Source organism: Mycobacterium sp. GA-1841 (assembly GCF_001954135.1).
Lineage (GTDB): Bacteria > Actinomycetota > Actinomycetes > Mycobacteriales > Mycobacteriaceae > Mycobacterium.
This window is the reverse complement of sequence record NZ_MBEQ01000094.1, coordinates 60,170-85,411: the sequence shown is the minus strand read 5'-3', so window position 1 is coordinate 85,411 and position 25,242 is coordinate 60,170. Positions and strand designations below refer to the sequence as shown.

General features: G+C 64.6%; 22 protein-coding genes and 1 pseudogene. 13 read left to right on the top strand and 10 right to left on the bottom strand.

Going from position 1 to position 25,242, the window contains the following annotated elements; translation table 11 throughout:
• Window positions 1-31: 31 nt before the first annotated feature.
• Window positions 32-958, bottom strand: coding sequence for a helix-turn-helix transcriptional regulator (locus A5740_RS22150; RefSeq protein WP_067764231.1), 927 nt, complete (start codon window positions 956-958; stop codon window positions 32-34).
• Window positions 959-1,163: 205 nt separating this feature from the next.
• Between A5740_RS22150 and A5740_RS22145 the strand changes: the two genes are divergently transcribed.
• Window positions 1,164-2,153 carry an aldo/keto reductase gene (locus A5740_RS22145; RefSeq protein ID WP_076197607.1) on the top strand — a complete coding sequence of 330 codons (990 nt, stop codon included), beginning with the start codon at window positions 1,164-1,166 and terminating at the stop codon, window positions 2,151-2,153.
• A 62-nt stretch (window positions 2,154-2,215) separates the two neighbouring features.
• Here A5740_RS22145 and A5740_RS22140 read toward each other — a convergent pair whose 3' ends face one another.
• The 4 genes from A5740_RS22140 to A5740_RS22125 all read right to left on the bottom strand — a co-directional run bounded on the left by A5740_RS22140 (window position 2,216) and on the right by A5740_RS22125 (window position 7,211).
• Entirely contained in the window at window positions 2,216-3,832 is a 1,617-nt protein-coding gene (locus A5740_RS22140) for an AMP-binding protein (RefSeq protein WP_076197605.1), read from the bottom strand.
• Window positions 3,829-4,944 carry a CaiB/BaiF CoA-transferase family protein gene (locus A5740_RS22135; protein WP_083654332.1) on the bottom strand — a complete coding sequence of 372 codons (1,116 nt, stop codon included), beginning with the start codon at window positions 4,942-4,944 and terminating at the stop codon, window positions 3,829-3,831. Before A5740_RS22135 ends, A5740_RS22140 begins: the two co-directional genes overlap by 4 nt.
• On the bottom strand, window positions 4,941-6,065 hold the full coding sequence (locus A5740_RS22130) for an acyl-CoA dehydrogenase family protein (protein ID WP_076197601.1): 1,125 nt from the start codon (window positions 6,063-6,065) through the stop codon (window positions 4,941-4,943). The genes A5740_RS22135 and A5740_RS22130 overlap by 4 nt, the downstream gene beginning before the upstream one ends.
• Before the next feature lie 144 nt (window positions 6,066-6,209).
• Window positions 6,210-7,211, bottom strand: a complete 1,002-nt coding sequence (locus A5740_RS22125; protein WP_076197599.1) for an AraC family transcriptional regulator — start codon at window positions 7,209-7,211, stop codon at window positions 6,210-6,212.
• A 152-nt stretch (window positions 7,212-7,363) separates the two neighbouring features.
• Here A5740_RS22125 and A5740_RS22120 point away from each other — a divergent pair, with 152 nt between their 5' ends.
• Genes A5740_RS22120 through A5740_RS22085 form a run of 8 tightly spaced genes read left to right on the top strand, consistent with a single transcriptional unit; the run spans window position 7,364 to window position 14,961 of the window.
• On the top strand, window positions 7,364-8,221 hold the full coding sequence (locus A5740_RS22120; protein ID WP_076197597.1) for a MaoC/PaaZ C-terminal domain-containing protein: 858 nt from the start codon (window positions 7,364-7,366) through the stop codon (window positions 8,219-8,221).
• 5 nt (window positions 8,222-8,226) lie between these two features.
• The gene (locus A5740_RS22115; RefSeq protein WP_076197717.1) at window positions 8,227-9,426 is read left to right on the top strand and encodes a lipid-transfer protein; all 1,200 of its coding nucleotides are present in this window, start codon (window positions 8,227-8,229) and stop codon (window positions 9,424-9,426) included.
• Window positions 9,427-9,470: 44 nt separating this feature from the next.
• On the top strand, window positions 9,471-9,905 hold the full coding sequence (locus tag A5740_RS22110; protein WP_076197595.1) for an SRPBCC family protein: 435 nt from the start codon (window positions 9,471-9,473) through the stop codon (window positions 9,903-9,905).
• Between the two features lie 44 nt (window positions 9,906-9,949).
• Entirely contained in the window at window positions 9,950-10,837 is an 888-nt protein-coding gene (locus A5740_RS22105) for an SDR family oxidoreductase (protein ID WP_076197593.1), read from the top strand.
• Window positions 10,834-11,697 carry an alpha/beta fold hydrolase gene (locus tag A5740_RS22100; RefSeq protein ID WP_076197591.1) on the top strand — a complete coding sequence of 288 codons (864 nt, stop codon included), beginning with the start codon at window positions 10,834-10,836 and terminating at the stop codon, window positions 11,695-11,697. Before A5740_RS22105 ends, A5740_RS22100 begins: the two co-directional genes overlap by 4 nt.
• A 10-nt stretch (window positions 11,698-11,707) precedes the next feature.
• Window positions 11,708-12,550: an SDR family oxidoreductase gene (locus A5740_RS22095; protein WP_076197589.1), complete on the top strand. Its 843-nt coding sequence runs from the start codon at window positions 11,708-11,710 to the stop codon at window positions 12,548-12,550.
• A gap of 13 nt (window positions 12,551-12,563) precedes the next feature.
• Window positions 12,564-14,096: an aldehyde dehydrogenase family protein gene (locus tag A5740_RS22090; RefSeq protein ID WP_076197587.1), complete on the top strand. Its 1,533-nt coding sequence runs from the start codon at window positions 12,564-12,566 to the stop codon at window positions 14,094-14,096.
• On the top strand, window positions 14,071-14,961 hold the full coding sequence (locus tag A5740_RS22085) for an alpha/beta fold hydrolase (protein WP_083654328.1): 891 nt from the start codon (window positions 14,071-14,073) through the stop codon (window positions 14,959-14,961). Before A5740_RS22090 ends, A5740_RS22085 begins: the two co-directional genes overlap by 26 nt.
• Before the next feature lie 102 nt (window positions 14,962-15,063).
• On the opposite strand, the gene A5740_RS22080 is transcribed toward A5740_RS22085, so the two are convergent.
• The 3 genes from A5740_RS22080 to A5740_RS22070 form a co-directional block, all read right to left on the bottom strand.
• A complete protein-coding gene (locus tag A5740_RS22080) occupies window positions 15,064-15,750 on the bottom strand; it encodes a type 1 glutamine amidotransferase domain-containing protein (protein ID WP_076197583.1) in 687 nt (228 codons plus the stop codon).
• 138 nt (window positions 15,751-15,888) lie between these two features.
• Window positions 15,889-16,857: an alpha/beta hydrolase gene (locus A5740_RS22075; RefSeq protein ID WP_076197581.1), complete on the bottom strand. Its 969-nt coding sequence runs from the start codon at window positions 16,855-16,857 to the stop codon at window positions 15,889-15,891.
• 129 nt (window positions 16,858-16,986) lie between these two features.
• A complete protein-coding gene (locus A5740_RS22070) occupies window positions 16,987-17,559 on the bottom strand; it encodes a TetR/AcrR family transcriptional regulator (protein WP_076197579.1) in 573 nt (190 codons plus the stop codon).
• Window positions 17,560-17,713: 154 nt separating this feature from the next.
• On the opposite strand from A5740_RS22070, the gene A5740_RS22065 reads away from it, so the two are divergent.
• The 3 genes and pseudogenes from A5740_RS22065 to A5740_RS22055 all read left to right on the top strand — a co-directional run bounded on the left by A5740_RS22065 (window position 17,714) and on the right by A5740_RS22055 (window position 21,063).
• Window positions 17,714-18,649 (top strand): acetoacetate decarboxylase family protein, encoded by a 936-nt coding sequence (locus A5740_RS22065; protein ID WP_076197577.1) that lies wholly within the window; start codon window positions 17,714-17,716, stop codon window positions 18,647-18,649.
• A pseudogene (locus A5740_RS22060) lies at window positions 18,646-20,114 on the top strand (succinic semialdehyde dehydrogenase). The gene A5740_RS22065 and the pseudogene A5740_RS22060 overlap by 4 nt, the downstream one beginning before the upstream one ends.
• A 25-nt stretch (window positions 20,115-20,139) precedes the next feature.
• Window positions 20,140-21,063: an NAD-dependent epimerase/dehydratase family protein gene (locus A5740_RS22055; protein WP_076197575.1), complete on the top strand. Its 924-nt coding sequence runs from the start codon at window positions 20,140-20,142 to the stop codon at window positions 21,061-21,063.
• A gap of 501 nt (window positions 21,064-21,564) precedes the next feature.
• Here A5740_RS22055 and A5740_RS22050 read toward each other — a convergent pair.
• On the bottom strand, window positions 21,565-22,053 hold the full coding sequence (locus A5740_RS22050) for a MarR family winged helix-turn-helix transcriptional regulator (RefSeq protein ID WP_076197573.1): 489 nt from the start codon (window positions 22,051-22,053) through the stop codon (window positions 21,565-21,567).
• A 232-nt stretch (window positions 22,054-22,285) separates the two neighbouring features.
• Here A5740_RS22050 and A5740_RS22045 point away from each other — a divergent pair, with 232 nt between their 5' ends.
• Entirely contained in the window at window positions 22,286-23,323 is a 1,038-nt protein-coding gene (locus tag A5740_RS22045; RefSeq protein ID WP_175616323.1) for a spirocyclase AveC family protein, read from the top strand.
• A gap of 138 nt (window positions 23,324-23,461) precedes the next feature.
• On the opposite strand, the gene A5740_RS22040 is transcribed toward A5740_RS22045, so the two are convergent.
• Entirely contained in the window at window positions 23,462-25,117 is a 1,656-nt protein-coding gene (locus A5740_RS22040) for a GMC family oxidoreductase (RefSeq protein WP_254849294.1), read from the bottom strand.
• Between the last annotated feature and the right edge of the window lie 125 nt (window positions 25,118-25,242).

Genomic DNA, 25,242 nt, shown 5'->3' with positions numbered 1-25,242 from the left:
CCTACTCTCGTTCACGACAAGTCACTGGTCGTCATTCTGGTTGTCGCCTCGACGGTGCCGAGCGCCTCAGCGGTTGGGGGGGAGCGGTTTCCGTCATGAGGTTCTGGCTGGCGGCCCAGGATGCGAGCAGTTTGAGGCCGTCGGCGCTCGGGGTGCCTGCGGCCGCGGTGTAGATGTTCAGTGCCAGACCAGGTTCCGATGGAAGTTCCATGGCTTCGAAGTCGAGGTCGAGTTGACCTACGACGGGGTGGCGCAACCGTTTACGGCCGGACCGGTGGAACCGCACGTCCTGGGAGGCCCAGCGTTGCCGGAAAAGCTCGCTGCGGGTTGACAGTTCGCCGATCAATGCCACGAGTTCTTCATCGTGGGGGTTGCGTCCGGCTTCTAGCCGTAGCATCGCGGCGGCGTCACGGACCACCTTGTCGTAGTCGACGAAGAACTCCCGGGCGGCTTCGGCGTTGAGGTAGACGAAGCGTGTGGTGTTGGCTGGTCGTCGTGGGTCGGCGAGGACGGGGGAATACAGCGCGCGGGCGAGTTGGTTCATGGCAAGGATGTCGTGGCGGCCGTTGCGGATCCAGGCGGGTGCGTCGGTGATGGCGTCGAGCACCTGCTGAAGCACCGGGCGCACCGTTGCCGGAGTTTTGCGCCGCCGACGGGTGCTGTGGGTTCCGGATTCGCGGGCCAAGGCGAAGAGGTGGTCACGCTCGGCTTCGTCGAGGTGTAGAGCCGAGGCCAGCGCATCGAGCACGGTTTCGGAGGCACCGGCGAGGCTGCCTCGCTCCATGCGCACGTAGTAGTCCACCGACACCCCGGCCAGCAGTGCCACCTCTTCGCGGCGCAGTCCCTTGACTCGTCGGTTCCCGCCGTAGGCGGGTAACCCGGCCTGATCCGGGCTGATCCGTGCCCGCCGTGAGCTCAAGAACTCGCGGATCTCGCTGCGCAAGTCCATCGTGGTCATGTCTCCACGGTAGGGCGCTCCGCACCGAGGTGGGAGGTACTGGCAGTCCCCCGAACAGCTGGGACTCCCTTACACGCGAATACCGGCGTTGACTGGACCCCATCCGAGCCACATAGCTGGACACCGGGGTTCGTGGCGAACCGGCACCTGAGGCATCACCAGCGAGAAATACGGAATCGAAATCCCGGCGAACTGAGGAGGATTCATGCACACACGCACACTCGGGCAGGGACTGGAAGTCTCGGCCATTGGTCTCGGCGCCATGGGAATGTCGCAGGGCTATGGCCCCAACCCTGGCGACCGCGACGACATGATCGGTGTGCTCCGCTACGCCGTCGAGCAAGCGGGCGTCACGTTCATCGACACCGCCGAGGTCTACGGGCCCTACGTCAACGAGGAACTCGTCGGCGAGGCCCTGGCGCCGCTTCGTGACCAGGTGAGCATCGCCACCAAGTTCGGTTGGAACATCGTGGACGGCAAAATGGCCGGCACCGATTCGCGACCCGACCAGATCAAGAGGGTCGCCGACGCCTCGCTGCGCCGGCTGCGGACCGACGTCATCGACCTCTTCTACCAACACCGTGTGGATCCCGGGGTACCGATCGAAGACGTCGCGGGCGCCGTCGCCGAGCTGGTGACCGCCGGCAAGGTACGTCACTTCGGGTTGTCAGAGGCGGGTGCGTCGACGATCCACCGTGCCCACGCCGTGCACCCCGTCACCGCCGTACAGAGCGAGTACTCGTTGCGGACCCGCGATCCGGAACCGGAGGTGCTACCGACCTGCGCTGAACTGGGCATCGGGTTCGTGCCGTTCAGCCCACTCGGCAAGGGCTTTCTGACCGGCACCGTTGCGGCTTCGACTGAATTCGCCGCCGGTGACATCCGCGCCACGATCCCGCGGTTCAACACCGAGAACATCACGGCCAATGAAGCTTTGGTGGCGCACGTGCGACGCCTGGCCGAAACCAGAGGTGCCACCCCGGGACAGATCGCGTTGGCCTGGTTGCTCGCTCAGCAGCCGTGGATCGTGCCGATCCCTGGAACCCGCCACCGCAATCGCATCGACGAGAACTCGGGTTCCACCCAGATTGCACTGTCCGCAGACGACATCGCCGACCTCAACGCACTTGCCGTGCGCGTCGGCGTGCGAGGCAACCGTTACAACGACGCCGGCATGGCGATGGTCGGACTGTGATCGGCAGTTGGTGAGCGTCCAAAGCCTTGGGTTGTGTTGGCGTCGAAGCGATCACGTGTACCTCAAGCGAGTTCGCGTTTGAGGACTTTGCCGGTGGGGTTGCGCGGCAGTTCGGCGAGGAAGACGATGTCGCGCGGGACCTTGTAGCGGGCGAGGTTCTCTTTGACGAAGCTCTGCAGTTCCTTCTCGCTGGCCTGCGCGTTGTCGGCGAGGACGCAGAATGCGCGTAGCCGCTGCCCGAAGTCGGGGTCATCGACCCCGATCACGGCCACATCGATGACTGCGGGGTGGGTGACGAGCAGTTCCTCGACCTCGCGCGGGAAGACGTTCTCGCCTCCCGAGACGATCATCTCGTCGTCACGGCCGTCGATGTAGAGGCGTCCGGTGTCGTCGAAGTGGCCGATGTCGCCGGTCGACATCAGTCCGTCGATGATCTCCTTGCCTCCACCGCCGGTGTAGCCCTCGAATGGGGTTGCGGCGCCGACGAAGATTCGTCCCGTGCCGCCTCGGGCGACCTCATTGCCGTCTCCGTCGTAGATCCTGACCGTCGAGCCGAGTGCCGGTTTGCCGACCGACGTCGGGGCGGCCCGCACATCCGCTGGGGTCGCGAGCGTGGCGACGGAGACTTCGGTCGATCCATAGAGGTTGTAGATCACCTCACCGAGTAGGTCTGACGCAGCGATGGCGACTGTGGCCGGGAGTTGCGAGCCGGCGCAGAACGCGACGCGAAGGGAGGACAGGTCCCGTCGGCGTACTTCCTCGTCGCCGAGCGCCAGGATCCGTTGCAGCATTATCGGAACCACGCAGATCGTCGTCGCCCGGTGGCGTTCTATGTCGTCGAGGAACTCTGCGGCCTCGAAGCGACGCCGCAGGACGAGCTTCGAGCCGAGGGCGATGGACAGTAGCGCGATGATCAGCCCGGTGCCGTGGAAGAGCGGCGGCCCGATCACGGTCGTCTCTCGCGCGCGCATCGGTAACCGATCGAGCAGCGCGCCGGGCAGGGTCAGTGATTTGGGCTCGGCGCGCGGCGCTCCCTTCGGCGTTCCGGTGGTGCCGCTGGTCAGCAGGACGATCCGGCCTGGCTTTGCCGGTACGGCGGGCCGCTGCGGATCCCCGGCCGCGATCAGCTGCGCGAGCTGATCGTCGGCGGGGTCGTCGGTGAAGCAGCGGACCCGTCCCTGGGGCGGGTTGATGTCGGTGACGACATCGTCGAACTCGGCATCGTGAATGAGCAGGTCGATGCCTTCGCGTTCGGCGACCTCGCGTGCCTGCGGCGCCGAGAACGCGGTGTTGAGCCAGGTCCCGCTCATCCCGGCCCGTGACGCCGCGAACGCCGCGATCAGCGGGTAGCGGTGGTTGCGGCACAGGATGCCGACGTTCGCGCCCGGCCGCAGGCCCGTGGCGCGGAGTGAGTTCGCGAGCCGGTTCACCTGCTCGTCGAGCTCGGCGAAGCTGAGTTCGCCCAGCTCGTCGGCGACCGCGGCGCGTTGGCCGTGGCGGATCGCGGCGATCCGCGGAGCCGCGCCGAACGGCCCGTAGTCGGTGAGTGCCTTGATGATCTGGACGATCCGGTGTGGTGTCTCGATCCCGATCATTCCCGCGCGCGACACCGCGATCAGCGATTGCATCTCAAGGCCGGCCCGGCGAGCGGGGTCCTTGAGCATCGCGATCAGGTTCATGTGTTGCTCCTGCCGGCAACCTTCCAGCGGGACAACAGATTCCGAATCTCGTCAGGATCGTCGGACATCGGTTTCGGTGTCGCTGCCGGAGTTCGGCTGTATCGCGGTGCCGGTGCGGGCTGACGCAATCCATTGACCTCGATGAAGGCGCTACGGGCCTGGTTGTGCGGGTGCTGGTGTGCCTCCCACGGGCTCAGCACGGGCACGACGCAGGCGTCCGATTCAGCGAACGCCGCCGCCCATTCGTCACGGGTGCGTTCCTTGAACTTGGCGCCGATGACGTCGCGCAGCTGATCCCAGCGGGTGCTGTCGAGCTGGAACGGCAGCTCCGGATCGTCGATGCCGAGTCCGGTCAGCAGCTGCAGGTAGAACGGGTGCTCGACGCAGCCGACGGCCACGTATTTACCGTCGGCGCACTCGTAGGTGTCGTAGAACGGCGCGCCACCGTCGAGCAGGTTCTGTCCGCGCGGCTGGTTCCACAGCCCGTTGTGGTGCATGCCGTGCATGAATGCGGTGAGCAGCGCCGAACCGTCGACCATCGCCGCGTCGATCACCTGCCCGAGGCCGGAGCGTTCGCGCTCGTAGAGCCCGCCGAGCACACCGAGCGCGAGAAGCATTCCGCCGCCGGCGAAATCACCGATGATGTTGCCGGGCGGAAGCGGACGCTCCCCGGCGCGGCCGACCAGATCGAGCGCCCCGGAGATCGCGATGTAGTTGATGTCGTGCCCGGCGAGCGGGGCCAGCGGCCCGTCCTGCCCGTAGCCGGTCATCCGTCCGTACAGCAGCCGCGGGTTGCGCGACATCAGGTCGTCCGGACCGATTCCGAGCCGTTCGGCGACACCGGGACGGAAGCCCTCGATGAACACGTCCGCGGCATCGACGAGCGCAAAGAGGGTCTCGCGGTCCGCGGGTTCTTTGAGGTCGAGCCGGATGGTGTGCTTGCCGCGGTCAAGCGGTCCGTCGGGCGGCACCAACCCACCGCCGGGAGCGCCGCCCCGATCGACCCGGACCACCTCGGCGCCCAGGTCGGCCAGGATCATGGCGCCGAACGGGGCCGGCGCCAGCCCTGCCATCTCGACGACCTTGACACCGTGCAGCGGACCCATGGTCACAGGCTCTTTCCGATGATCATCTTCATGATCTCGTTGGTGCCCCCGTAGATCTTCTGGATACGGGAGTCGGCGAATATCCGGGAGATCGGGTACTCGGTCATGTAGCCGTAGCCTCCGAACAACTGAAGACATTCGTCGGCGACCTTGCACTGCTGATCGGCGAGCCACCACTTGGCCTTGGCCACGGTCGGGACGTCCAATTCGCCCACCAGGTGCTTGGCGACGCAATCATCGACGAAGCTCCAGGCGATGCTCTTGATGGTGTCGCACTCGGCGAGCACGAACTGGGTGTTCTGGAACTTGAAGACAGGTTTGCCGAACGCTTCTCGCTCCTTGGTGTAGGCGACGGTGAGCTCGACGGTTTTCTCGATCGCGGCAGCCGCAATCACGGCGAGGATCAGGCGCTCCTGCGGCAACTGCTGCATCAGCTGGATGAAGCCCAGCCCTTCGGCGCCGCCCACCAGGTTGGACTGGGGAACCCGGACGTCGTCGAAGAACAGCTCGACGGTGTCCTGGCCGTGCTGGCCGATCTTCTCGAGGTTGCGGCCGCGCCGGAAGCCGGCGCGATCCGTCTCCACCACGATGAGCGAGGTGCTGTCCACGCCGCTGCTCTCGGGAGCGGTCTTGGCGGCCACGATCACCAGATCTGCCAGGAAGCCATTGGAGATGAACGTCTTGGATCCGCTGATCACATAGTCGTCACCATCTTTGACGGCCTTGGTCTTGATGCTCTGCAGATCCGAGCCGGTGCCCGGCTCGGTCATGGCGATGGCGCCGATGGCTTCGCCGCTGGCCATTTTCGGCAGCCAGGCGTGCTTCTGATCTTCGGTGCCATAGCTGCTGATGTAGTGGGCGACGATGGTGCTGTGTAGTGGCCCGCCGAAACTCGGTGCCAGGGCACGAATCTGCTCGACCGCGATCACTGCGTCATGGGCGAAGGTGCCGCCGCCACCGCCGTACTCCTCGGGGATGCTCGTGCACAGCAGGCCGAGCTCACCGGCCTTTTTCCAGACTTCGCGGTCGGCGTGCTGCTGGGCGCCCCAGCGCTCCTCGTTCGGGGCGCATTCCTTCTCGTAGAACCGGCGCGCGAGATCGGTCAGCGCGTCCAGGTCCTTGTCCATCCATGATGATCGGTGCAAGGCCACAGTTGAACTCCTCTGGTCTGTGATGACTCCTGCTTCGACGCTATGGGTCTGGTGGTCCGCCACCAATGACCGCGGCGATCACCTCATTGACCGGATCGCTCACGGTGGTTGGGCGCGTTTTCAATGCTGATATGAGCCCGGCGCGCTACCGGTCCAACGCCGGAAGGCTCGGGAGAACGCGCTGGGTTCGGAAAAGCCGAGCCGACGGGACAGTGCCGCGACGGTTTCGTCGCCGCGCACCAAGCTGGCGATCGCGGCGTCACGCAGGATGTCCTCCCGGATGTCGCGAGCCGAGGTGTTCTCCTCACGCAGCTTGCGCCGAAGGGTCTGCGGACTCATGGCCAGTTCAGCCGCGGTGTCTTCGACGCTCGGCCAGTCGCCGGCCGGGCCGCGTTGCAGGATGCGCCGCACTTGGCTGGTCAGTGAGACCCCATAGTCACGTCGTTCCAGCACCCCCGCGGGCGCGTCCCGAAGGAACTCCATCAACTCTTGCTCGCTGCGCACGATCGGCGCGGAGAGCACCTCGGCGTCGAACATCAGCGCCGGTGCCGGTGCAGAGAACCGCACGGGCGCACCGAATAACAGGTCGTAGTCGTCAAGTTCGGGATCGGCCCGGTACGGCACCTCGACCCCTAGCAGCGCCACCCTGCGACGAATCGCCCAGCCGATGAAGCGGTGCACGACGGCCAGCATGGTGTCGATGGCCAGGCCCACCGGCTGCGAGACGGCACTGATGTCGAACGAGACGCGGGCGACTCCTGCATCCTCGGACAGCATCACCGGCGGAACCCCCGGCAGTGACTTGTTGAAGCTTTCGAACCGTCGTAGGGCAGTGCCCACGTCGGCGGCGCTGAGCAGACCGAAGCACACCAGGCGGAAGGTGCCGCGCGGCACCGGCTGCAAACCCAGCCCGAGCAGTTCGTCGTCGGTGACCTGCCACACGTGTCGGATCAGGGTGGAGGCCTGGGCGGCCGTGGCGCGGGAGCGCCCCTCGTCGAGCAGCATCGGCTCGATGCTCGCCTCGGTGAGCAGGGTCTCGACGTCCAAGTTCAGGCGACGTCCGAGCTCGATCATGTCCTGCACGCGCCGAATCGCAATCGTGTATTCAGGGCCGGCGGACATGACGCTGACCGTAGCAACCGGCTCTGGGCACCGGTGAAAAGACGTGAGCGTTTCGGTCAACGGGGCGAGAGGTTCGGTCATCGCCGGACCCCGTCCCGCTCCTTAGCGTCGACCGTGACAACTCGCCCGATGAAGCGCACAGGAGTTCACCAGTGGCCGATAACGAGGGATACAACCTCGACCGCCTCGATGTATGGGGCGAAGAGCAGGAGTTCAAGGTTGAGGCCGAGCGCACGATCGCGTACGCCAAGGCCACCAACGACCCGATCGCCCAGCACTTGGACGGCACGTACGCGCCGCCGGTGTTCGCGGTGGTACCGGCCATGGTGATGATGGCGGACGCCACCATGTCCGTCGTCCCGGACGAGCTAATGTTGCGAATCCTGCACGGCGAGCACGACTTCCGGTTCCGCCGCCCCATCGAACCCGGCGAGGTGCTGACCGTTCGGGCCAAGCCGATCGGCATCGAGGGTAAGTCATCTGGCGTGGTGGTGACCACGCTGATGGAAACTCGCAGCGACCGCGGCGATCTGGTCAACGAGCAATACTTCATCGGGTTCTTCCGCGGCGGCGAATTCGACGGCTCGCTCGGCGTTCCCGCGCCTGATCACGCGTTCGACGACTCACTGCGCGAGCGTGACCCGGACTTCACCGTGGTCCAGCAGTTCGACGAGGACCAGACGTTCCGGTACAGCGAGCCGGCCGGTGATCCGATGCCGATCCATCTGGACGACGAATTCGCCAGGGCCATGGGCCTTCCCGGGATCATCATCCACGGGTTGTGCACCATCGCGTTCACCTCGCACGCCTTGATCGCCAATATCAGCCCCGAAGATCCCGCTCGGTTGAAGCGGCTGGCGGTGCGTCTGACGAAGCCGGGTCGGCCGAAAGAAACCATCACAAGCCGCATCTGGCGTAAGGCAGACGGCGTGTACGCCTATGAGACCGCGGGTGATGAGAAGCCCGACAAGTTCGTCATCACCGACGGTCTCGCCGAATTCAAGGAGTGAACACCATGACCAACAAGGTATTTGTCGTCGGTGTCGGCATGACGAAGTTCGAGAAGCCGGGTCGCCGCGAGGGCTGGGACTACCCGGCGATGGCAAAGGAATCCGGCACCAAGGCCCTGGAGGATGCCGGGATCGAGTACGGCAAGGTCCAGGAGGCTGCCGCCGGCTACGTCTACGGTGACTCGACTTCCGGCGAGCGGGCCATCTACGAGCTCGGCATGACGGGCATCCCCGTGGTCAACGTGAACAACAACTGCTCCACCGGATCGTCGGCGTTGTACCTGGCAGCCCGGGCGATTCGCGGCGGGTTGGCCGATTGTGCGCTGGCGATCGGCTTCGAGAAGATGCAGAGCGGCTCACTCGACGCCGGCTTCACCGACCGGGAGCAGCCGCTGCTCCGCCACATCGAGGCGCTCGCCCAGTTGCGGGACTTCGCAATGCCGGTGGCGCCCTGGATGTTCGGCGCCGCGGGTGCCGAGCACATGGAACGCTACGGCTCCACCCCGGAGCACTACGCCAAGATCGCCGAGAAGAACCACCGGCACTCGGCAAACAACCCGTATGCCCAGTTCCAGGACGTGTACACGCTGGCGGAGATCCAGTCCGCGAAGATGGTCTATGAGCCGCTGCAGATGACGCGGCTGATGTGCTCGCCCACATCGGATGGCTCCGGCGCTGCAGTGCTGGCCAGCGAGCGATTCGTCGAGGAGCACGACCTCGCGGATCGTGCGGTCGAAATCGTGGGCCAGTCGCTGGTCACCGACATGGAGTCGACGTTCTCCGCGAAAACCGCCCGTGCGCTCGTCGGATACGACATGAGTGCCACCGCGGCCCGCAACGTCTACGAGCAGGCCGGGATCACCGCCGACGACGTCGACGTCATCGAGTTGCACGACTGTTTCTCCCCCAACGAACTGCTCACCTACGAGGCGCTGGGCCTGTGCGCCGAAGGTGAGGGCCACAAACTGGTGGACGCCGGCGACACCACCTACGGCGGCCGCTGGGTCGTCAACCCGTCCGGCGGGCTCATCTCCAAGGGCCACCCCCTCGGCGCGACCGGGCTCGCGCAGTGCGCCGAGATGACGTGGCAGTTGCGCGGCCAGGCCGACGCCCGTCAGGTGCCGGACGCCAAGGTTGCTCTCGCCCACAACATCGGTCTCGGTGGCGCCGCCGTCGTCACCGCCTACCGACCAGCCCAGCGCTGAAACAATCTGTTCCACAACATCAATCACGAACAAGGAGTACGAAAATGGCATCATCGAACGTAAGCCGGGAGTTTGCGGCGTCGCAGGACAAGGTGTGGGCGGTGATCTCCGACCCGAACCGGTTCGAGGAGTGGCTGACTCTGCACACCAAGTGGAAGGAAGCGCCGCCGGCTCAGCTGTCCAAGGGCGCAACGATGGCCGAGGTTCTCACCATCATGGGCATGGCGAACACGATCACCTTCACCGTCGACGAGTACGACGCACCCAACACGACCAAGTTCTCGGGCACCGGCATGGCAGGCGCCAAGATCGCCTTCACGCTGACTGTCGAACCCAAGGGTGACGACGCGTCGATCGCGACGCTCGACGCGGAGTTCATCAGCCAGATGATGGTCGGCGCCATCGGCGGTGCGATCGAGCGGGCCTCCACCAAGGAGCTCGAAGCCTCCCTCGACAAGCTGGCCGCGCTGGTCGCCTGACCGGCTCTGGCTCGTCAGCCCTGACTCAACCGAAGGAAAACACCATGGGTTCAATGGAGAATCGTGTCGCCGTCATTACCGGCGCCGGGCGTGGCATCGGGCGCGAGCACGCGCTGCTCTTCGCCAAAGAGGGTGCCAGCGTGGTCGTCAATGACCTCGGCGGCAGCAACGACGGCAGCGGCACGGACGCCGGGCCGGCTCAGCAGGTGGTCGACGAGATCATCGCCGCCGGCGGCAAAGCCGTCGCCAACACTGACAACATCGCCACCTGGGTTGGGTCGAAAAGCCTTGTTGACCAGGCTATTTCAGAGTTCGGCGGCCTGGACATCGTGGTGAACAACGCGGGTATCCTGCGCGACGCGTTCATCGCGGGCATGGACGAGTCACAGTGGGACTCGGTGATCGCGGTGCACCTCAAGGGTCATTTCTCGGTGCTCCACCATGCCGCGGCCTACTGGAAGGATCAGGTCAAGGCCGGTAAAAGGGTCAAGGCCGCGGTGGTCAACACCGCGTCGGCATCCGGCACATTCATGCCCAACGCAGGGCAGGCCAACTACGGTGCCGCCAAGGCCGGTATCGCTGCCCTCACCGAGGTGGCCGCACTGGAACTCGAGCGCTATGGCGTGCGCGTGAACGCGATCGCCCCGGTGGCGCGCACTCGCCTCACCCTGGCCACCCCGGGCATGAGCGCCATGTTCGAAGAAGAAGTTCCCGATGGCGAGTTCGATGCGTTCAGCCCGGCCAACATTGCCCCGGTCGTCGTGTACCTCGCCTCCGAGGACTGCCCGCTGACTGGCAAGGTTCTCGCGGTGCAGGGTGGCGCGGTGTCACTGCTGCAAGGCTGGACCACGAAGGATGTCGTCGAGACCGACGGCCCCTGGCTGCTCGACAAGCTGCCCGCGCAATTGGATCACTGGGCCGCCACCGAATGATCGGCGAGCGGCGCGCTGAGTACGCCGGTGTCGGTACCCGCGAACTGTATGTCGACGGAGCGGGGCCGACGCTGGTTCTGGTGCACGGATTCGGCCATCCTGCGCCATGTTGGCGTCCCGTTCTGCAGCGGTGCGCCGCGGCCGGGCAGGCGGCCATCGCGGTCGATCTGCCCGGCTTCGGCCAGGCCGACCCACCGTCGACGGGTCCGTTCCTGCCGCAGCTGGTGCGGTTTCTGCGGGCCGTGGTGACCACACACGGAATTGGCACTCCCGTCGTGCTGGTGGGGAACTCACTCGGCGCGAGCGCTGCGGTGCGATTGCTCGACACCGAATCCGGTCTGCCCGTACGCGGGCTGCTTGCCTTGGACACCGCCACCGACCGGTGGACGCCGCTGATGAAGGCCGGGATGACGTGCCGAGGCCGGACACTGGCCGCATTGGCCAGGTTGCCGATCCCGGGTGCGATCTTCGGACAGAGCGCGAAGGTTGTCGGCGCCCAACTGCTTTACGGCGACTACCGGCTCGCCGACCCCGCCGTGGTCGCGCTGCTGACCGACCAACTCAGCTCGCGGCGAGTACGGAGCGATTTCGCCGTTCTCGGCGGCCGGCTGATGGTCGAGGTCGCAGTGGTCGCCACCGCACACGACATCGCCTATCCCACCGTGTTCGTGCACGGCACCCGGGACAAGCTCGTCGCGGTCGCGGCCAGCAAGCGCCTGCACGCCGCCAATCCACAGAGTCGACTCGAGTTGCTGGACGGCGTCGGGCACTGTCCCCAACTGGATGCGCCGGACCACATCACCGCTCTCGCCCTGCAACTGGCAGGTGCCGTGGGCGGGACTCGTACCGGCGCCATATGAAGGAGTTTCCATGGCAGATCGGGTAGCAGCGGTGCGCGGCAAAGTTATTGTCATCACCGGCGGGGCGCGGGGTATCGGGCTTGCGACGGCGACCGCCTTGCACAATCTGGGCGCGAAAGTCGCGATCGGCGACATCGACGAAACGGCCGTGAAGCAGTCGGGCAGCGATTTGGGACTCGAGGTTGCCGGCCGACTCGATGTCACTGATCCGGATTCGTTCAATGCGTTCCTGGACGACGTGGAACGCCGGCTCGGACCGATCGATGTGCTGGTCAACAACGCGGGCATCATGCCGGTTGGCACGATCACCGACGAGCCGAACGCCGTGACCCGACGAATCCTCGACATCAACACCTACGGCGTGATTCTGGGTACCAAACTTGCTGTGCGGCGGATGGTTCCGCGCGGATCAGGTCACGTCATCAACGTCGCGTCGCTGGCCGGCGAAACTTATGCCCCCGGTTTGGCGACCTACTGCGCCAGCAAGTACGCGGTCGTCGGATTCACCGACGCCGTCCGCGTCGAGAACCGCACCACCGGGGTGCGCTTCTCGACGATGATGCCGTCGTTCGTCAACACCGAACTGACCGCAGGGACCAAGGGCATCAAGGGGTTTCGCAATGTCGAGCCCAGTGCCATCGCCGAAGGCATCGTGTCGTTGATCAACCACCCGCGGGCCAAGCTGCGCGTCAGCAGACTGATCGGCGCCATCATCTCGACGCAGAAGTTCCTGCCCATGTCCGTTGGCGAAACGTTGTCCAGCTGGCTCGGTGGCGACCATGTCTTCACCGACGACGTCAACAGTGCGCAACGTAAGGCGTACGAGGACCGCGCTCGTGGCACGGACAATTGAGGCAGATCTACCGATGATCGAAGTGCGCAATCCGGCAGACGGCCGAGTGGCCGGCGCGGTACCCGTGGACACTCCACAGATCGTCGCCACCAAAGTCGCTGATCTGCGTATTGCCCAACGTGGTTGGGAGGATCTCGGAGCAAGCGGCCGCAAGCACTGGCTGTTGAAGTTTCAGGAGTGGGTGCTCGATCACACGGAACGCATCAACGACGTGGTCCAGTCCGAAACCGGAAAACCTCGCGTTGACAGCTATATCGAGCCGCTCGCCGCGATTGATCTGCTCAACTACTGGGGGAAGAACGCCGAGAAGTTTCTCGCCGATGAGCATCCCGCGGCACACGGGCTGCTCGGGTTGCCGAAGAAGCTGACGACGGTGTACCGGCCGTACCCGGTCGTCGGCGTGATCTCGCCGTGGAATTTCCCATTCGCACAGCCTGCGTTGGACGTGATCCCGGCACTCGCGGCTGGAGCGGCGGTGTTGTTGAAGCCCTCGGAGGTCACTCCGTTGAGCGCGGTCGAGTTCGTCCGTGGTTGGACTGAAATCGGTGCGCCACGGGTACTTTCACTCGCAATCGGGTACGCGGAGACTGGCGCTGCGGTCGTCGCGGAGGTCGACTACGTCCAGTTCACCGGCTCCACCAGGACGGGACGAATCGTCGGCAGGCACTGCGCGGACCGGATGGTCCCGTACAGCCTGGAACTCGGCGGCAAGGACCCGGCGATCGTGCTGGCCGACGCCGATCTCGATCGCGCCGCGAAGGGCATCGCATGGGGTGGCATGTTCAACGCGGGCCAGGTCTGCATCTCGGTCGAGCGGGTGTACGTCGAAGCACCCGTCTACGACGAGTTTCTCGCGAAACTTGTCGACACTGTGCGCGGTCTACGCCAAGGCCAGGATGACCGCAGTTGTAAGTTCGACGTCGGTCCGCTGGCGAGCCGAGCGCAGGTCGATATCGTGTCGCGGCATGTTGACGAGGCTGTAGCTGCGGGCGCTCACGCCATCACCGGCGGCACGACGACCGGGGTAGGCAACTTCTTCGAGCCCACCGTGCTCGCTGACGTCGACCAGTCGATGTCGTGCATCCGCGAGGAGACCTTCGGCCCGACGCTCCCGGTCATCAAGGTCGCAGACGAAACAGAAGCCATCCGGCTGGCGAACGACTCGGTCTACGGGTTGTCGGCCACCGTATGGACGCGTGACACGCAACGCGGCATGCGTGTTGCCCGCAAGCTGGAGGCCGGCGCGGTCAACATCAACGACGTATATGCGAATCTGTTCAGCTTTGCACTGCCCATGGGAGGTTGGAAGGAATCTGGCGTCGGCTCGAGGTGGGGCGGAGCATCCGGGCTGCGGAAATACTGCCGGCAGCAAGCGATCACAGCACCACGGATACCGACTCTCAGCACTGAACCGAACTGGTACCCGTACTCGCCTCTCAAGATCAAACTGATAGTCGCTCTGATGCGCGCGACTGCCGCGCGCGGGCTTCGGAGACTCGGCATTCCGGTCACACGTGGAAATGAAGCCCGTGCACTCGAGGCATAGAGCGATGGTGACGATAGACAGCGCCACTTACGCGGGATATCAGACACGAGAACTTTCGGTGACCGGAGACGGCCCGACTGTAATCCTGTTGCACGACTTTGCTCATCCCGCAGATGCATGGCAGGCAATCCTTCAACGCTGCGCAGCGGCCGGTATCCCCGCGGTGGCGGCGGACCTGCCCGGGTTCGGTGCCGCGGACCCGTTTCGTCCGGGTCCGCGGCTACCGCAGCTGGACCGATTCGTCGATGAGATGGTCGGCAGGCATGGTGCCTCTTGCTCGGCCGTGGTCGTAGGCAACTCACTCGGCGGTCTGCTCGCTGTACGTGCTGCCGCCAGATCCGACGACGACCGAGTCGGAGCGGTGATGCCGGTGAATGCGGCGGGTTTCGGCTGGACTCCGCTAGGACGGGTGCTTGCGCGCGCTGCCGGCCGACGCTTGGGGTGGCTGGGTTCTGTGCCGGCCCCGGCGGCGGTACGCCGTCAATTGTCGGACAGTATCGCCAGATACGGCCTTTATGGGGACAAGCAAGCGGCGGTTGACCCGATGATGATCCGGCTGCTGACCGACCAGCTTCAGCAGCCGGCCCAGCGCAGGCACATCTTGGCGCTCGCGCGGGAAATCGTCACCGAGGTGAACGCTGTCGACATCGTCCCTTTGGTGAGATGCACGACCACCGTGGTGCACGGCCGGGTTGACCCGATTGTGTCGCTCGCCGCGTCACGCCGACTCGCGACCGCGATCGGCGGAGCCCAGCTGAATGTGCTCGACAACGCCGGCCACTGTCCCCAACTCGACGCTCCTGACTTGGTTTTCGCGGCTCTGCAGGATCTGGTCCGGGTAGTGCGGGCCACGATGTTGGCGTGAGCTGAAACGTGCACAACACAAGTCCCCTCGCCGGTGGCACCAGAGGGACGCTCAGTCGTACGCTGCACTGCTTGCGCAAACGTGTAGATGCATAGAAGTGAGCTAGCCCAGAAGCGAAGCGACCTTCTTCGCTGTCTCCTTCGCGGAGCCCGGATTTTGTCCCGTGACGAGATTCCCGTCGACGACAGCGTAGGAAGTGAAAGGAATCAGACCTTTTTCGTAGAGCGCGCCGCGCTCTTTGGCCCTTTTCTCGGCGTTGTAGGGGACGAGCTTGTCGACGCGGGCGAGTACTTCTTCTTGCCAAGCGAACCCGGTCATCTTCTTGCCGGCGATGAGATACGAGCCGTCGGAGAGCTTGGTGTTGAGGAGTCCGCAGTAGCCGTGGCATACCGACGAAACGATGTCGCCGCGTTCGTAGATCTCGCGCGTGATCCGTTGCAAGCCCTCGCTGTCGGGGAAGTCGTACATGACGGCGTGGCCGCCGGTGAAGTAGATGGCGTCGTAGTCGGTTGAGTCGATCTCGTTGGGGCTCAGCGTGTTTTCCAGCAGCGCCATCTTGGCCGGGTCGGCGTGCCAGGCTTTGGCGGTCTTGTCGTAATTGGGAAACTTCAGTGCTCTGGGCTCGAGCGGCACTTTGCCGCTGGCGGGGCTGACGAGAGTTTGTTCGAAGCCGTGCTCGTCGAAAACGTGCCAGGCGTGGGTGAGTTCGGACAGCCAGAGTCCAGTCGGGTGGCTTGGGTCGTCATAGTGGGCGACGTTGGTGACAACGTTCAGGATGCGCTTCGTCATTTCCAGCCTTGTCTTACGTGTTGTCGTTGGATTTTCCGGTTCGAGGTGCCGTGCTCGTCAATTCGCAAGGGGTGGCTCATGCCCGTGCCATTCATCGGTGGTCAACTCGGAGTCGACATGGCCGTTGGAGGCCTCTGGTTAGTGCAGCGCCTTGTTCAGCGCATCGATGGCCAGGCTACGAGCGACGTTGGCGGCCTTGGTATTACGGAGGCTGTCCAGGAGCAGGAAGTCATGGACCATCCCGGCCACCCGCACGGAGGTGACGTCGACCCCGGCCTCTCGGAGCTTGTTGGCGTACTGCTCGCCCTCGTCCCGCAGCACGTCGGCCTCGTCGGTGATGACCAGGGTGGTCGGCAAGCCTTCGAGGTCGTCGAGGGAGGCCTGCAGAGGCGAGGCGTACTTCTCGGCCCGCTGGGTTTTATCAGGGGCGTAGGCGTCCCAAAACCACTTCATGCCGTCGCGGGTCAGGTAGTAGCCCTCGGCGAACTGCAAATAGGACGAAGTGTCGAAGTCGGCGTTGGTGACCGGATAGAGCAGCACCTGCGCCTTGAGGTCGATACCGCCGCGGTCCTTGTTCATCAAGGCGAAAACCGCGGACATGCAACCTCCGACGGACTCACCCGTCACCGCGATGCGTGAGGTGTCGAGTCCGTGGTCGGCGCCGTGAGCGACGACCCACTGGCCGACGGCGTAGTTCTGCTCGACCTGGGTGGGATATTTCTTCTCGGGTGCACGGTCGTAGACCGGGAAGACCCCGGCGGCACCGGCACCGACGGTGAGCTCACGGAAGAGCCGATCGTGGGTGTGCTCGTCGCCGAAAACCCACCCGGCGCCATGGACGTAGAACACCACCGGCAGCGGCCCTTCGACCCCCTTGGGCCGGATGATGCGGGTCCGGACCGTTCCCCACTTGCCGGCATCCACCTCGACCCACTCCTCATCGACTTCGGGGCGGTCGACGCCCTCACCGCCTTGCAGGTCGGAGAGGATCTGGCGACCCCGCTCAGGTGGAACCTCGTAGATGCGGGGGTGCGGATCGGTCTGTTCACACAGCTCCTTCGCCTCGGGTTCGAGGTAGGGCGTGACGGGCGGCGGAAGATCAGTCATGGTGTCGCCCTTCTGAAGTCGGCGAGTGCAGTACGCGACGCGAATGTATGCATCGCTTACATAACGCTAGCGCGACGGCGACGGGTCGTCAACGGAAAGTGTCCGCGGCGAGGTCCGGTCCGGTCGAACTCAGGATCGCGCGGTGAGTACGGCGATGAACGACAAACGGACTTGCGCGACGACGTCCTCGATGGACGAGCTGCTGAGCTTGCGGTCCAGGTAAAGGTAGGCCAAACCGTGAACCAGTCCCCACCCTCCCAGGGCAAGGTCGATGGGGTCGGAAGCGGGGAAGACGCGCGTGATCGCCGTTGCCAGAAGCTCGTGCACCGCGGCTGCCGCCCGCACCCGCTCGTCGCTCTCGTGGTCACACTCGTTGCCGAACATCAGCCGGAACAGGGCGGGCCGGCGGAGAGCGAACTCGACATAGGCTACTCCGAGGTCGGCCAATTCACCGATGGTGCACGGCAATTCACGGCCACGCGTCAGGTCGTCCTTCAGGTCGCGCAAGCCCTGGGCTGCCAGGGCAGATTCCAGCGCATCGCGGTCGGGGAAGTGTCGGTACGGGGCAGTCGGCGAGACGCCGGCTTCGCGGGCCACGGCGCGGATGGAGAATTGCTCACCCCGCTCAAGCATGTCCATGGCTGTCGTCAACAGCGCGGCGCGGAGATCGCCGTGATGGTAGCTGCCCTTGGTGGTTGTCATCGTTGCGTCGATACCTCTTCGTCTATCCGGCCTAAAGCATGGCAGTCGCCCGCCATGGCGGGCGCCACCGCGGATACATTTGCATGTTGACACCGCTCACATGAGATTCTATCGTCGCCATGTATGCACTGCACACATTGAGGAAGGGGCGGCGATGGCGTCGAGTACGGGGCGTGACAACGGCACGGCCGAGGATGTGGTGGAAGTCGAATTCGGAGAGCGCAAGGTCACCGTGCCCAGGGGCGGGCTGTATGACCGCTACCGCATGGACGCTGACCTGGACGTCGTCGCCGCCGATCCCCGCGTGCGCAGCGTCGACTTCTTCCGGACGCTGCCCAAGACACAGGTCCAGTCCGCAATTGGGCCGACGCGAACGCCCAACTTCTACTATGCGATGTCGAAAGCGCAGATCACCTACCTTGCTCCGATGAAGGCGCTACGGTCCCGACTTCCTCGCGAACTGGACCCGCTGCAGGTCGTTCCGGGGATCGGGCTGTTTTCCGTGGTGTTCTTCCGCTACGACGTATGCGACATCGACTTCTACACCGAGGCGACCGTCGGCATCGCGGTGCGACCCGCGCGACACGGCAAGCTTGCCGCTACCGACCTGGTCTCCTCGTTGGCGAACGATTCGATGCACGCCTACGTCCTGTCGCTGCCGGTGAACACCGAGATCGCCCAGGTGCGCGGCCATGACGGCTACGGCTTCCCGAAGTGGGTGACCGAGATCGACGTCGACATCGACAGCCGGCGGACCATCGCCCGGGTGGCCAATGACGACGGGGGCACCGACATCGCGATCGACGTCGCCACTCCGTCGCAGAAGCAGATTCCCAGCGGTACTAAGGTCTCCACACTGATCTCCTACACGGAACTGGGCGGGGGCTGGAACGCCACGTTGAGCCAGACCAATAACCTGGCCGCGGGCAGCAAGTTGCTCCCGCGAGACATCTCACTGGAGCTGGGGTCCGGACGGTTGACCGACGACATTCGCTCGCTCAAGCCGATCAAGGCACTGCGTTTCGATGTGTTCACCGAATGCCAGAACGCCCTGCACATCCCCGTGCCCGTCTCGGTTCCGGCACGATGACCGCGCCGATGACTGCGATCGCCGACAACATCGACTCGGCGCGGCTGCAGTCGCTGGCCGCCCGGGTACGGGCGGCCGATCCTGATGCGCGCCAAGACGTTACGAACGCCATGACCGGGAAAGTCCTCGGCCGCGTCCCGCGCTGCTCGCCCGACGACGTTCTGGACGCCGCACGACGAGCCCGCGGCGTCCAGAAGGTATGGGCGCAACGGCCCGTCGAGGAGCGCGCGGGCGTGCTCCGGCGTTTCCATGACCTCGTGTTGGACCGCCGGGACGAGGTGCTCGACCTCATCCAACTTGAGAACGGCAAAGCACGCAGGCATGCGTTCGAGGAGACACTCGACGTGGCCATGAGCAGCCGCTACTACGCGAACACCGCTGCTGATTACTTGAAGCCGAAGTGCCGCCAGGGTGCGCAGCTGGCGCTGACCAAGGTCTGGGAGCTGCACCACTCCAAGGGGCTCGTCGGTGTGATCTCCCCGTGGAACTATCCGCTCACCCTCGGTATCAGCGACGCCCTGCCGGCGATCGGGGCTGGTAACGCGGTGCTGACCAAGCCTGATGCCCAAACCCCGTACTCGGCGTTGTGGGCCGTCGACCTGCTCGAGGAGGCGGGTATGCCGCCCGGTCTGGTGCAGGTGGTGACCGGGTCCGGCGCCGAGTTGGGTACGCCGATCATCGAGGTTTCGGACTTCCTCATGTTCACCGGCTCCACAGCCGTGGGCCGCACTGTTGCTGCTCAGGCAGGCCAGCATCTCATCGACTGCTCGATGGAGCTCGGCGGCAAGAACGCCCTGCTCGTGCTCGACGACGCCGATGTCGACACGGCGGTCTCAGGAGCCGTCCGCGCGTGCTTCTCCAACACCGGCCAGCTGTGCATCTCCATGGAGCGCATCTATGTACCCGATTCGCTGTGGGACGAGTTCACCGCCAAGTTAGCCGCCGCGACCCGGGCGATGAAACTGTCACCGAGCATCGACTACTCCGCCGACATGGGATCCCTGGTGTCGCAGAAGCAGCTCGACACCGTCACCCGGCACGTCGACGATGCGGTCGCCAAGGGCGCGTCCGTGCTCGCCGGCGGCAAGCCCCGCCCCGACCTCGGACCCTACTTCTACGAGCCCACCATCCTCACCGACGTCGACTCCAGCATGGAGGTCTACGCCCACGAGACCTTCGGACCACTCGTCTCGCTCTACCGAGTCGCCGACGAAGAGAAAGCCATCGCCAAGGCCAACGACAGCGAGTACGGTCTCAACTTCAGCGTGTGGACCTCTGATGAGAAACGCGGCTATCGGGCCGCCGCCACGGTGAGCACGGCATCCTGAAGTACACAGAGTCCCAGACGATCGCCATCGAGAGACTCCTACCCGTCGGGGCGCCCGACGGCATCAGTCCCAAGACCTACGCCCGCATCGCCACCCTATGGCTACGACTGGCAAAACACCTGCCCGGCGTGAAGTAAGGCCACCGGAATCGAGGAACGAAGAATGCAAACCATCCTAGGAGCCAACGGGCAGATCGGCGAAGAACTCGCGCGTTACCTGCACGCGAACGTCACCCATGACATCCGGCTGGTCGGACGCAACCCTGACAAGGTCAACGAGACGGACGAGCTGCTCAAGGCCGACCTGACCGACGCCGAGGCCACCCACCGCGCCGTCGCCGGCAGCGACATCGCCTATCTGACCGTCGGGCTGCCGATGGACTCGGCGATTTGGGAGCAGCGCTTCCCGGTGATGATGGAGAACACCATCGCCGCCGTCCGCAAACACAGCAGCAAGCTTGTCTTCTTCGACAACACCTACATGTATCCGCAGACGGCGGCCCCGCAGATCGAGGGCAGAACCCCCTTCAAGCCCCGCGGACGCAAGGCGGCTGTGCGCGCGCAGATCGCGACACGGCTGCAGGAGGAGATCGACGAAGGACGGGTCGAGGCGGTGATCGTGCGGGCCCCCGAGTTCTACGGTCCCGGCAAGACGCAAGGCCTTACCAACACCACCGTCTTCGACCGGATCAAGAAAGGCGAGCGCCCGCTGGTCCCGGTCAGCGCCGACACCAAGCGCAGCCTCATCTGGACGCCTGACGCCAGCCATGCCATGGGCCTGATCGGCAACACGCCCGATGCCTACGGTCAGACCTGGCACCTGCCCGTCGACCCGAACCGGCTGACCTACCGCGAGATGATCACGATCGCCTCGGAAGTCACGGGCCGCAAGATCCGCTTCACCACAGTCCCGCTCATGGTGTTCAAGCTGGCCGGCCTGGTCAACGAGAAGGCGAAGGAGGCAACGGAACTCATGCCGCGCTACGGCGTCGACAACATCTTCGACACCTCGAAGTTCGCCGCCCGCTTCCCCAAGTTCCGGACCACCACCTACCGCGAGGGGATCACCGAGATCCTCAACGGTTGACGAGGCACGGCGGGATACAGCCACCTCCTGAACGCCTGCGACACGGCACGCGCTCCGCCTTCACGACCCAGGCGACTTGCCGGCGTGGGCATTTCGCGGACCACCGTCCGGTTCTAGGATCCGCCATCTGGATGGCAAAACCGTTTCCGTCAAATCTGTGGCAACCCGGGAAAGATTGCAGGTGGAGGAGATGTCGCCGGTCATCGAAAATGGCAATCTACACTCTGTGGGTGGCAACACGTGATCGCCAATCTGGGGTTGATACGAAACACCACAACGGTGAAAACGTCGACCGCCCGGCGCGTGTGAAGGGGTGTCTCGTTCCCTAGAAATGTGATGGCGGCCAAAGGCGAACGCCTTTCGTCCGAGCCCATAGTCCGTTTGACTTCGACCTCTTCGGAATACCGCTCACCGGGATCAACTGATTAGCCGGCTGGAGGCGTCCACTGACTTCTAGTCTTCGGCCCGGCATGGCTGGTGACCGACCAACTTGTCCGGAGCCTAATCCGGCGATGACCCGTCTCTACGCAGCGGATTGGGAACCGGCGACTGTGGAACGCCGCTCAGTTTGCGCAGTGTGGCGATGCAATCTTGGAGCTCTTGGAGAGCGACGCCGGCTACCTTGGCGCGGAAGAACTCGTGCAGTCGGCCCAATGACTCCTTTTGCACGCGCGCGCCTCGCGGTGTCACCTCGATCCGGGTGACCCGTCGGTCGGTTTTCGATGGCTTCCGTCTCAGCAGATCCGCGGCGATCAGCTTGTCGATGTCGGAGGTGATCGTGCTCGGCAAGACATTGAGATATTCGTGCAGCAAGCCGGGGCGGTCGAGTCCGGCATGGACGAGAAAGATGATGCCGAGGGCGCGTTCAGAGATCGCATGCTCCTCTGCCACAGGCATGGTCAGGCTCGAGAGCATGCGCTGAACATCCATCACGGCACCGAGGAAATCGACGATATCGGCGTCGTCGGCGGCTCCAATGGTGTCGGTCACGACGTCACACGATACCGGCCGACGTTGTGTCGGCGCTCCAGGCAAATAGTTCAGTTTCTGAAAGAAACGGGCTATTGTGCCTGCAAGGCGAGATTCGCCTTACGCGCCACCACGGACGCGACGATCAGCACGGAGACCCATGAAGCCATTGATTCGTGTCCAGGAGTCCGCGGTCGCGACGCGTGCGGTGGGGTCACGCGGTACTTTGCCGTGGAAGCCCGTTGTCTGTTGGGTGGTGGTCGCGGCGCTGTTCGTATTCGTACTGGTATCGGCGGAGAAGCACGGGCCGGTATCGCCCGAGAATGCGAATCCCGACGGGGTGGGCAAGCCGCCACCGGTGGAGCCACTTCTCTACCCGTTCGACTGGATTCTCTGGGGACAGGTACTCGGGGCCCTGCTCGCTGCCGGGATCTTCGTCGCGTCCGTACTGGCGTGGCGGCGGCGCCCGGGGCATCCAGCCGTGCTCATGGTCCTTGCCTCCAGCACATTGCTGTGGTGGGACCCGATCAACAACTGGGCGATAGGGCTGGTCTACAACCCGAATCTCTGGCACTTTCCCCGAGATTGGCCGTGGTTCAACATCTCTCCGATCATCGAGCCGATCACTTCCTTCGTTTACGCGCCCTATGTGTTACTTCCGTACTTCCTGGCCAACCCGATCCTGAGAGCTCTCCAACGGCGCAAAGGCCCGGAGGGCTTCGTCTGGCGCCATCCGCTCATCTCGATTGGTTTACTCACCTTCGTCATCGGTGTCATCTGGGATGCCGCTCAAGAGATCCTGCTGACCCGTGCTCAGTTCCTCACGTATAGCCATGTCATCGAATTCGGCTCGATCGATGTCGGGAAGAACAGTCAGTTCCCATTGTTGATGGCCAGTGTCCTCATCACGGTCATCATGATTCCGGCGTCGATCCTGCTCTATCGCGACGACACCGGGAAAACTCAGGCGGAAAAGCTCGCCCGACGAATGCGCCTGCATTCTCGTCGCCCGAAGTTGGCCACCTTTTTGGTGATGACGCTCATCCTCAATGTCGCAATGATCAGTTTCAGCTCGGCATTCTGGCTGGTGCGTGTGACCGGCGCGGCGTCCTCCGTGGCATGCCCTTGGCCGTATCCGGAGGCCAAGACGTGGGATCCGCGTGGGTACTATGGATCGCAAGGAGCGCCAGGACCATTCACCGCCGGTGCGGCCAGCACGTGGCAAATCGGGCAACCGGAGGGACGGCCGACGGACATCACCGTGGAGTCATACCGCTGCCGCACCCATTGAATCCCTTAGGGGCAGAGGCGGAATGGATGTGTTGCCACACCTCGCTGAACAGCACGTCTCTGTTATTACGTGTTGCGGTTGAAATATCGCAGTGGTCAGACCGTGCCGGGCGGTGCCCGCTGACGCGCGGCGCCCCCTTCACCGGAACTGTCCGTCGATGATCAGTTCAGCAGCCCGCTCACCGATCATCATAGACGCAGCATTCGTATTGCCGCCCACTATGTTTGGCATGATCGATGCATCGGCCACCCGGAGCCCCTCCACTCCCCGCACCCGCAGCGTTGGATCGACAACCGCGCGCTCATCGGTGCCCATCCGGCACGTCCCGACCGGGTGATACACGCCCGAAGCATTTCGACGCACGAAGTCCGCCAGGTCGACACCGGTCTGATCCGAACCCGGCATTACCTCCCGGCCGATCTCCCGTGAAATCGCCTGGTGCGCCAAGGTCTCCCTGACAAGCTCCATGCCGGCCACCAGGGTCCTCAGATCCCGGGGATCGGCGAGGTAGTTCGGATCGATCAGCGGAGCAGTGAACGGATCGGTCGAGGCCAGCCGCACGGTGCCACGACTCTCTGGATAGATCATGGTCGGCAACAACGACAACGACGGTGACGGATCGGCGGCCAGGTGCAGTCCCGGCTCATCCTGGTTCTCGGGATAGCCAAGGGGCAGTATGAAGATCTGAAGATCGGGAACATCGGTGCCGATCCGTGTCCCGCTGTCTACGAAGCCCAGCGCCTCGAATGGCGTGTGCGCCATAAAGGTCGAGCGCGGCCGGACACATTCGCGGGCCGCTGCTCCGACGAAACTCCACGGCGAGGAGCGGCGGCCGCCGGGCGCCTGGTACGACATCGGTACGAACAGATGATCGTGCAGGTTGTCACCGACAGGCAGGTCGGCAACAACCGGAATCCGATGCTCACGCAGATGACTTGCGTGGCCGATACCAGAGAACATCAGCAGTCGCGGTGAGCCCAGCGAACCGGCGCTGACGATCACCTCGAGACTTGCGCGGACGGGACCGATCGGGCGCCGGTTGCGGCCCGAAACCAGCTCCACGCCGGTTGCTCGGCCGTTCTCCACGATCACCCGAGTTGCCGTAACTCCGGTGAGCACACGGAGATTGGCCGGTGCTCCCCACAGGTAGCCGCGGTCGGTCCCCACTCGGCGGCCCGCGCCTGCACTCTGCTGTATCGGCGCCACCCCGGCTTGCTGTTCACCGTTGTAGTCGCTGTTCATGCCGACCCCGGCGGTTGCCGCCAACGCGGCCATGAAGCGTTCGGTAACGCTCGCCAGACCGGTCGCGCGCTCCACTGCTATCGGTCCGTGGCCCCCGCGAAGTTCACTGGCACCGTCCTCGAAACTCTCCAGCCGACGGAAGGACGCCAATACGTCGGAGAACGCCCAGCCGGTGGCGCCCTCGGCCGCCCAGTCGTCGTAGTTCCGCCGATTTCCGCGCACGAACGCCATTCCGTTGATCACGCTGCCGCCGCCGAGTACGCGGCCGTGGGACTGGGGAAGCTTGCGGCCGTTCATGTGTCGTTGCGGGACGCTGTAGGCGGGCCAGGTGAGTAGCCGCTGTAGGCCCGTGACCGCGTGCATGGCCCCGCAGAGACCGGGGACCGTCACCAGCGGGCCACGGCGCTGGCGGCCTGACTCGATCAGGATGACCGCCGCACCGGTGTCGGCCAGCCGCCGGGCCACGATCGCCCCTGCGCTCCCAGAACCCACGACGATGTAGTCCGCCGTCTCCGGCCCGGCAAGATCCTTGACCGCCATTGCTCGCTTCACTCTCGCCTCCATTGGCACTAGATTCATTTCAGTTTCTGAAATAATATCGGGCAATACTGTAACTCGCTCGGCGTCAAAGGAGGTATGGGGTGGGGCCTGAGCACACGATTGGCGGTGGGTGGCAG

Bases quoted from the DNA above. Each gene is read 5' to 3' on its own strand.
- A5740_RS22150 (WP_067764231.1), bottom strand. From the start codon at position 958: ATGACCACGATGGACTTGCGCAGCGAGATCCGCGAGTTCTTGAGCTCA.
- A5740_RS22145 (WP_076197607.1), top strand. From the start codon at position 1,164: ATGCACACACGCACACTCGGGCAGGGACTGGAAGTCTCGGCCATTGGT.
- A5740_RS22140 (WP_076197605.1), bottom strand. From the start codon at position 3,832: ATGAACCTGATCGCGATGCTCAAGGACCCCGCTCGCCGGGCCGGCCTT.
- A5740_RS22130 (WP_076197601.1), bottom strand. From the start codon at position 6,065: ATGGACAAGGACCTGGACGCGCTGACCGATCTCGCGCGCCGGTTCTAC.
- A5740_RS22125 (WP_076197599.1), bottom strand. From the start codon at position 7,211: ATGTCCGCCGGCCCTGAATACACGATTGCGATTCGGCGCGTGCAGGAC.
- A5740_RS22115 (WP_076197717.1), top strand. From the start codon at position 8,227: ATGACCAACAAGGTATTTGTCGTCGGTGTCGGCATGACGAAGTTCGAG.
- A5740_RS22110 (WP_076197595.1), top strand. From the start codon at position 9,471: ATGGCATCATCGAACGTAAGCCGGGAGTTTGCGGCGTCGCAGGACAAG.
- A5740_RS22105 (WP_076197593.1), top strand. From the start codon at position 9,950: ATGGGTTCAATGGAGAATCGTGTCGCCGTCATTACCGGCGCCGGGCGT.
- A5740_RS22100 (WP_076197591.1), top strand. From the start codon at position 10,834: ATGATCGGCGAGCGGCGCGCTGAGTACGCCGGTGTCGGTACCCGCGAA.
- A5740_RS22095 (WP_076197589.1), top strand. From the start codon at position 11,708: ATGGCAGATCGGGTAGCAGCGGTGCGCGGCAAAGTTATTGTCATCACC.
- A5740_RS22090 (WP_076197587.1), top strand. From the start codon at position 12,564: ATGATCGAAGTGCGCAATCCGGCAGACGGCCGAGTGGCCGGCGCGGTA.
- A5740_RS22085 (WP_083654328.1), top strand. From the start codon at position 14,071: ATGAAGCCCGTGCACTCGAGGCATAGAGCGATGGTGACGATAGACAGC.
- A5740_RS22080 (WP_076197583.1), bottom strand. From the start codon at position 15,750: ATGACGAAGCGCATCCTGAACGTTGTCACCAACGTCGCCCACTATGAC.
- A5740_RS22075 (WP_076197581.1), bottom strand. From the start codon at position 16,857: ATGACTGATCTTCCGCCGCCCGTCACGCCCTACCTCGAACCCGAGGCG.
- A5740_RS22070 (WP_076197579.1), bottom strand. From the start codon at position 17,559: ATGACAACCACCAAGGGCAGCTACCATCACGGCGATCTCCGCGCCGCG.
- A5740_RS22065 (WP_076197577.1), top strand. From the start codon at position 17,714: ATGGCGTCGAGTACGGGGCGTGACAACGGCACGGCCGAGGATGTGGTG.
- A5740_RS22055 (WP_076197575.1), top strand. From the start codon at position 20,140: ATGCAAACCATCCTAGGAGCCAACGGGCAGATCGGCGAAGAACTCGCG.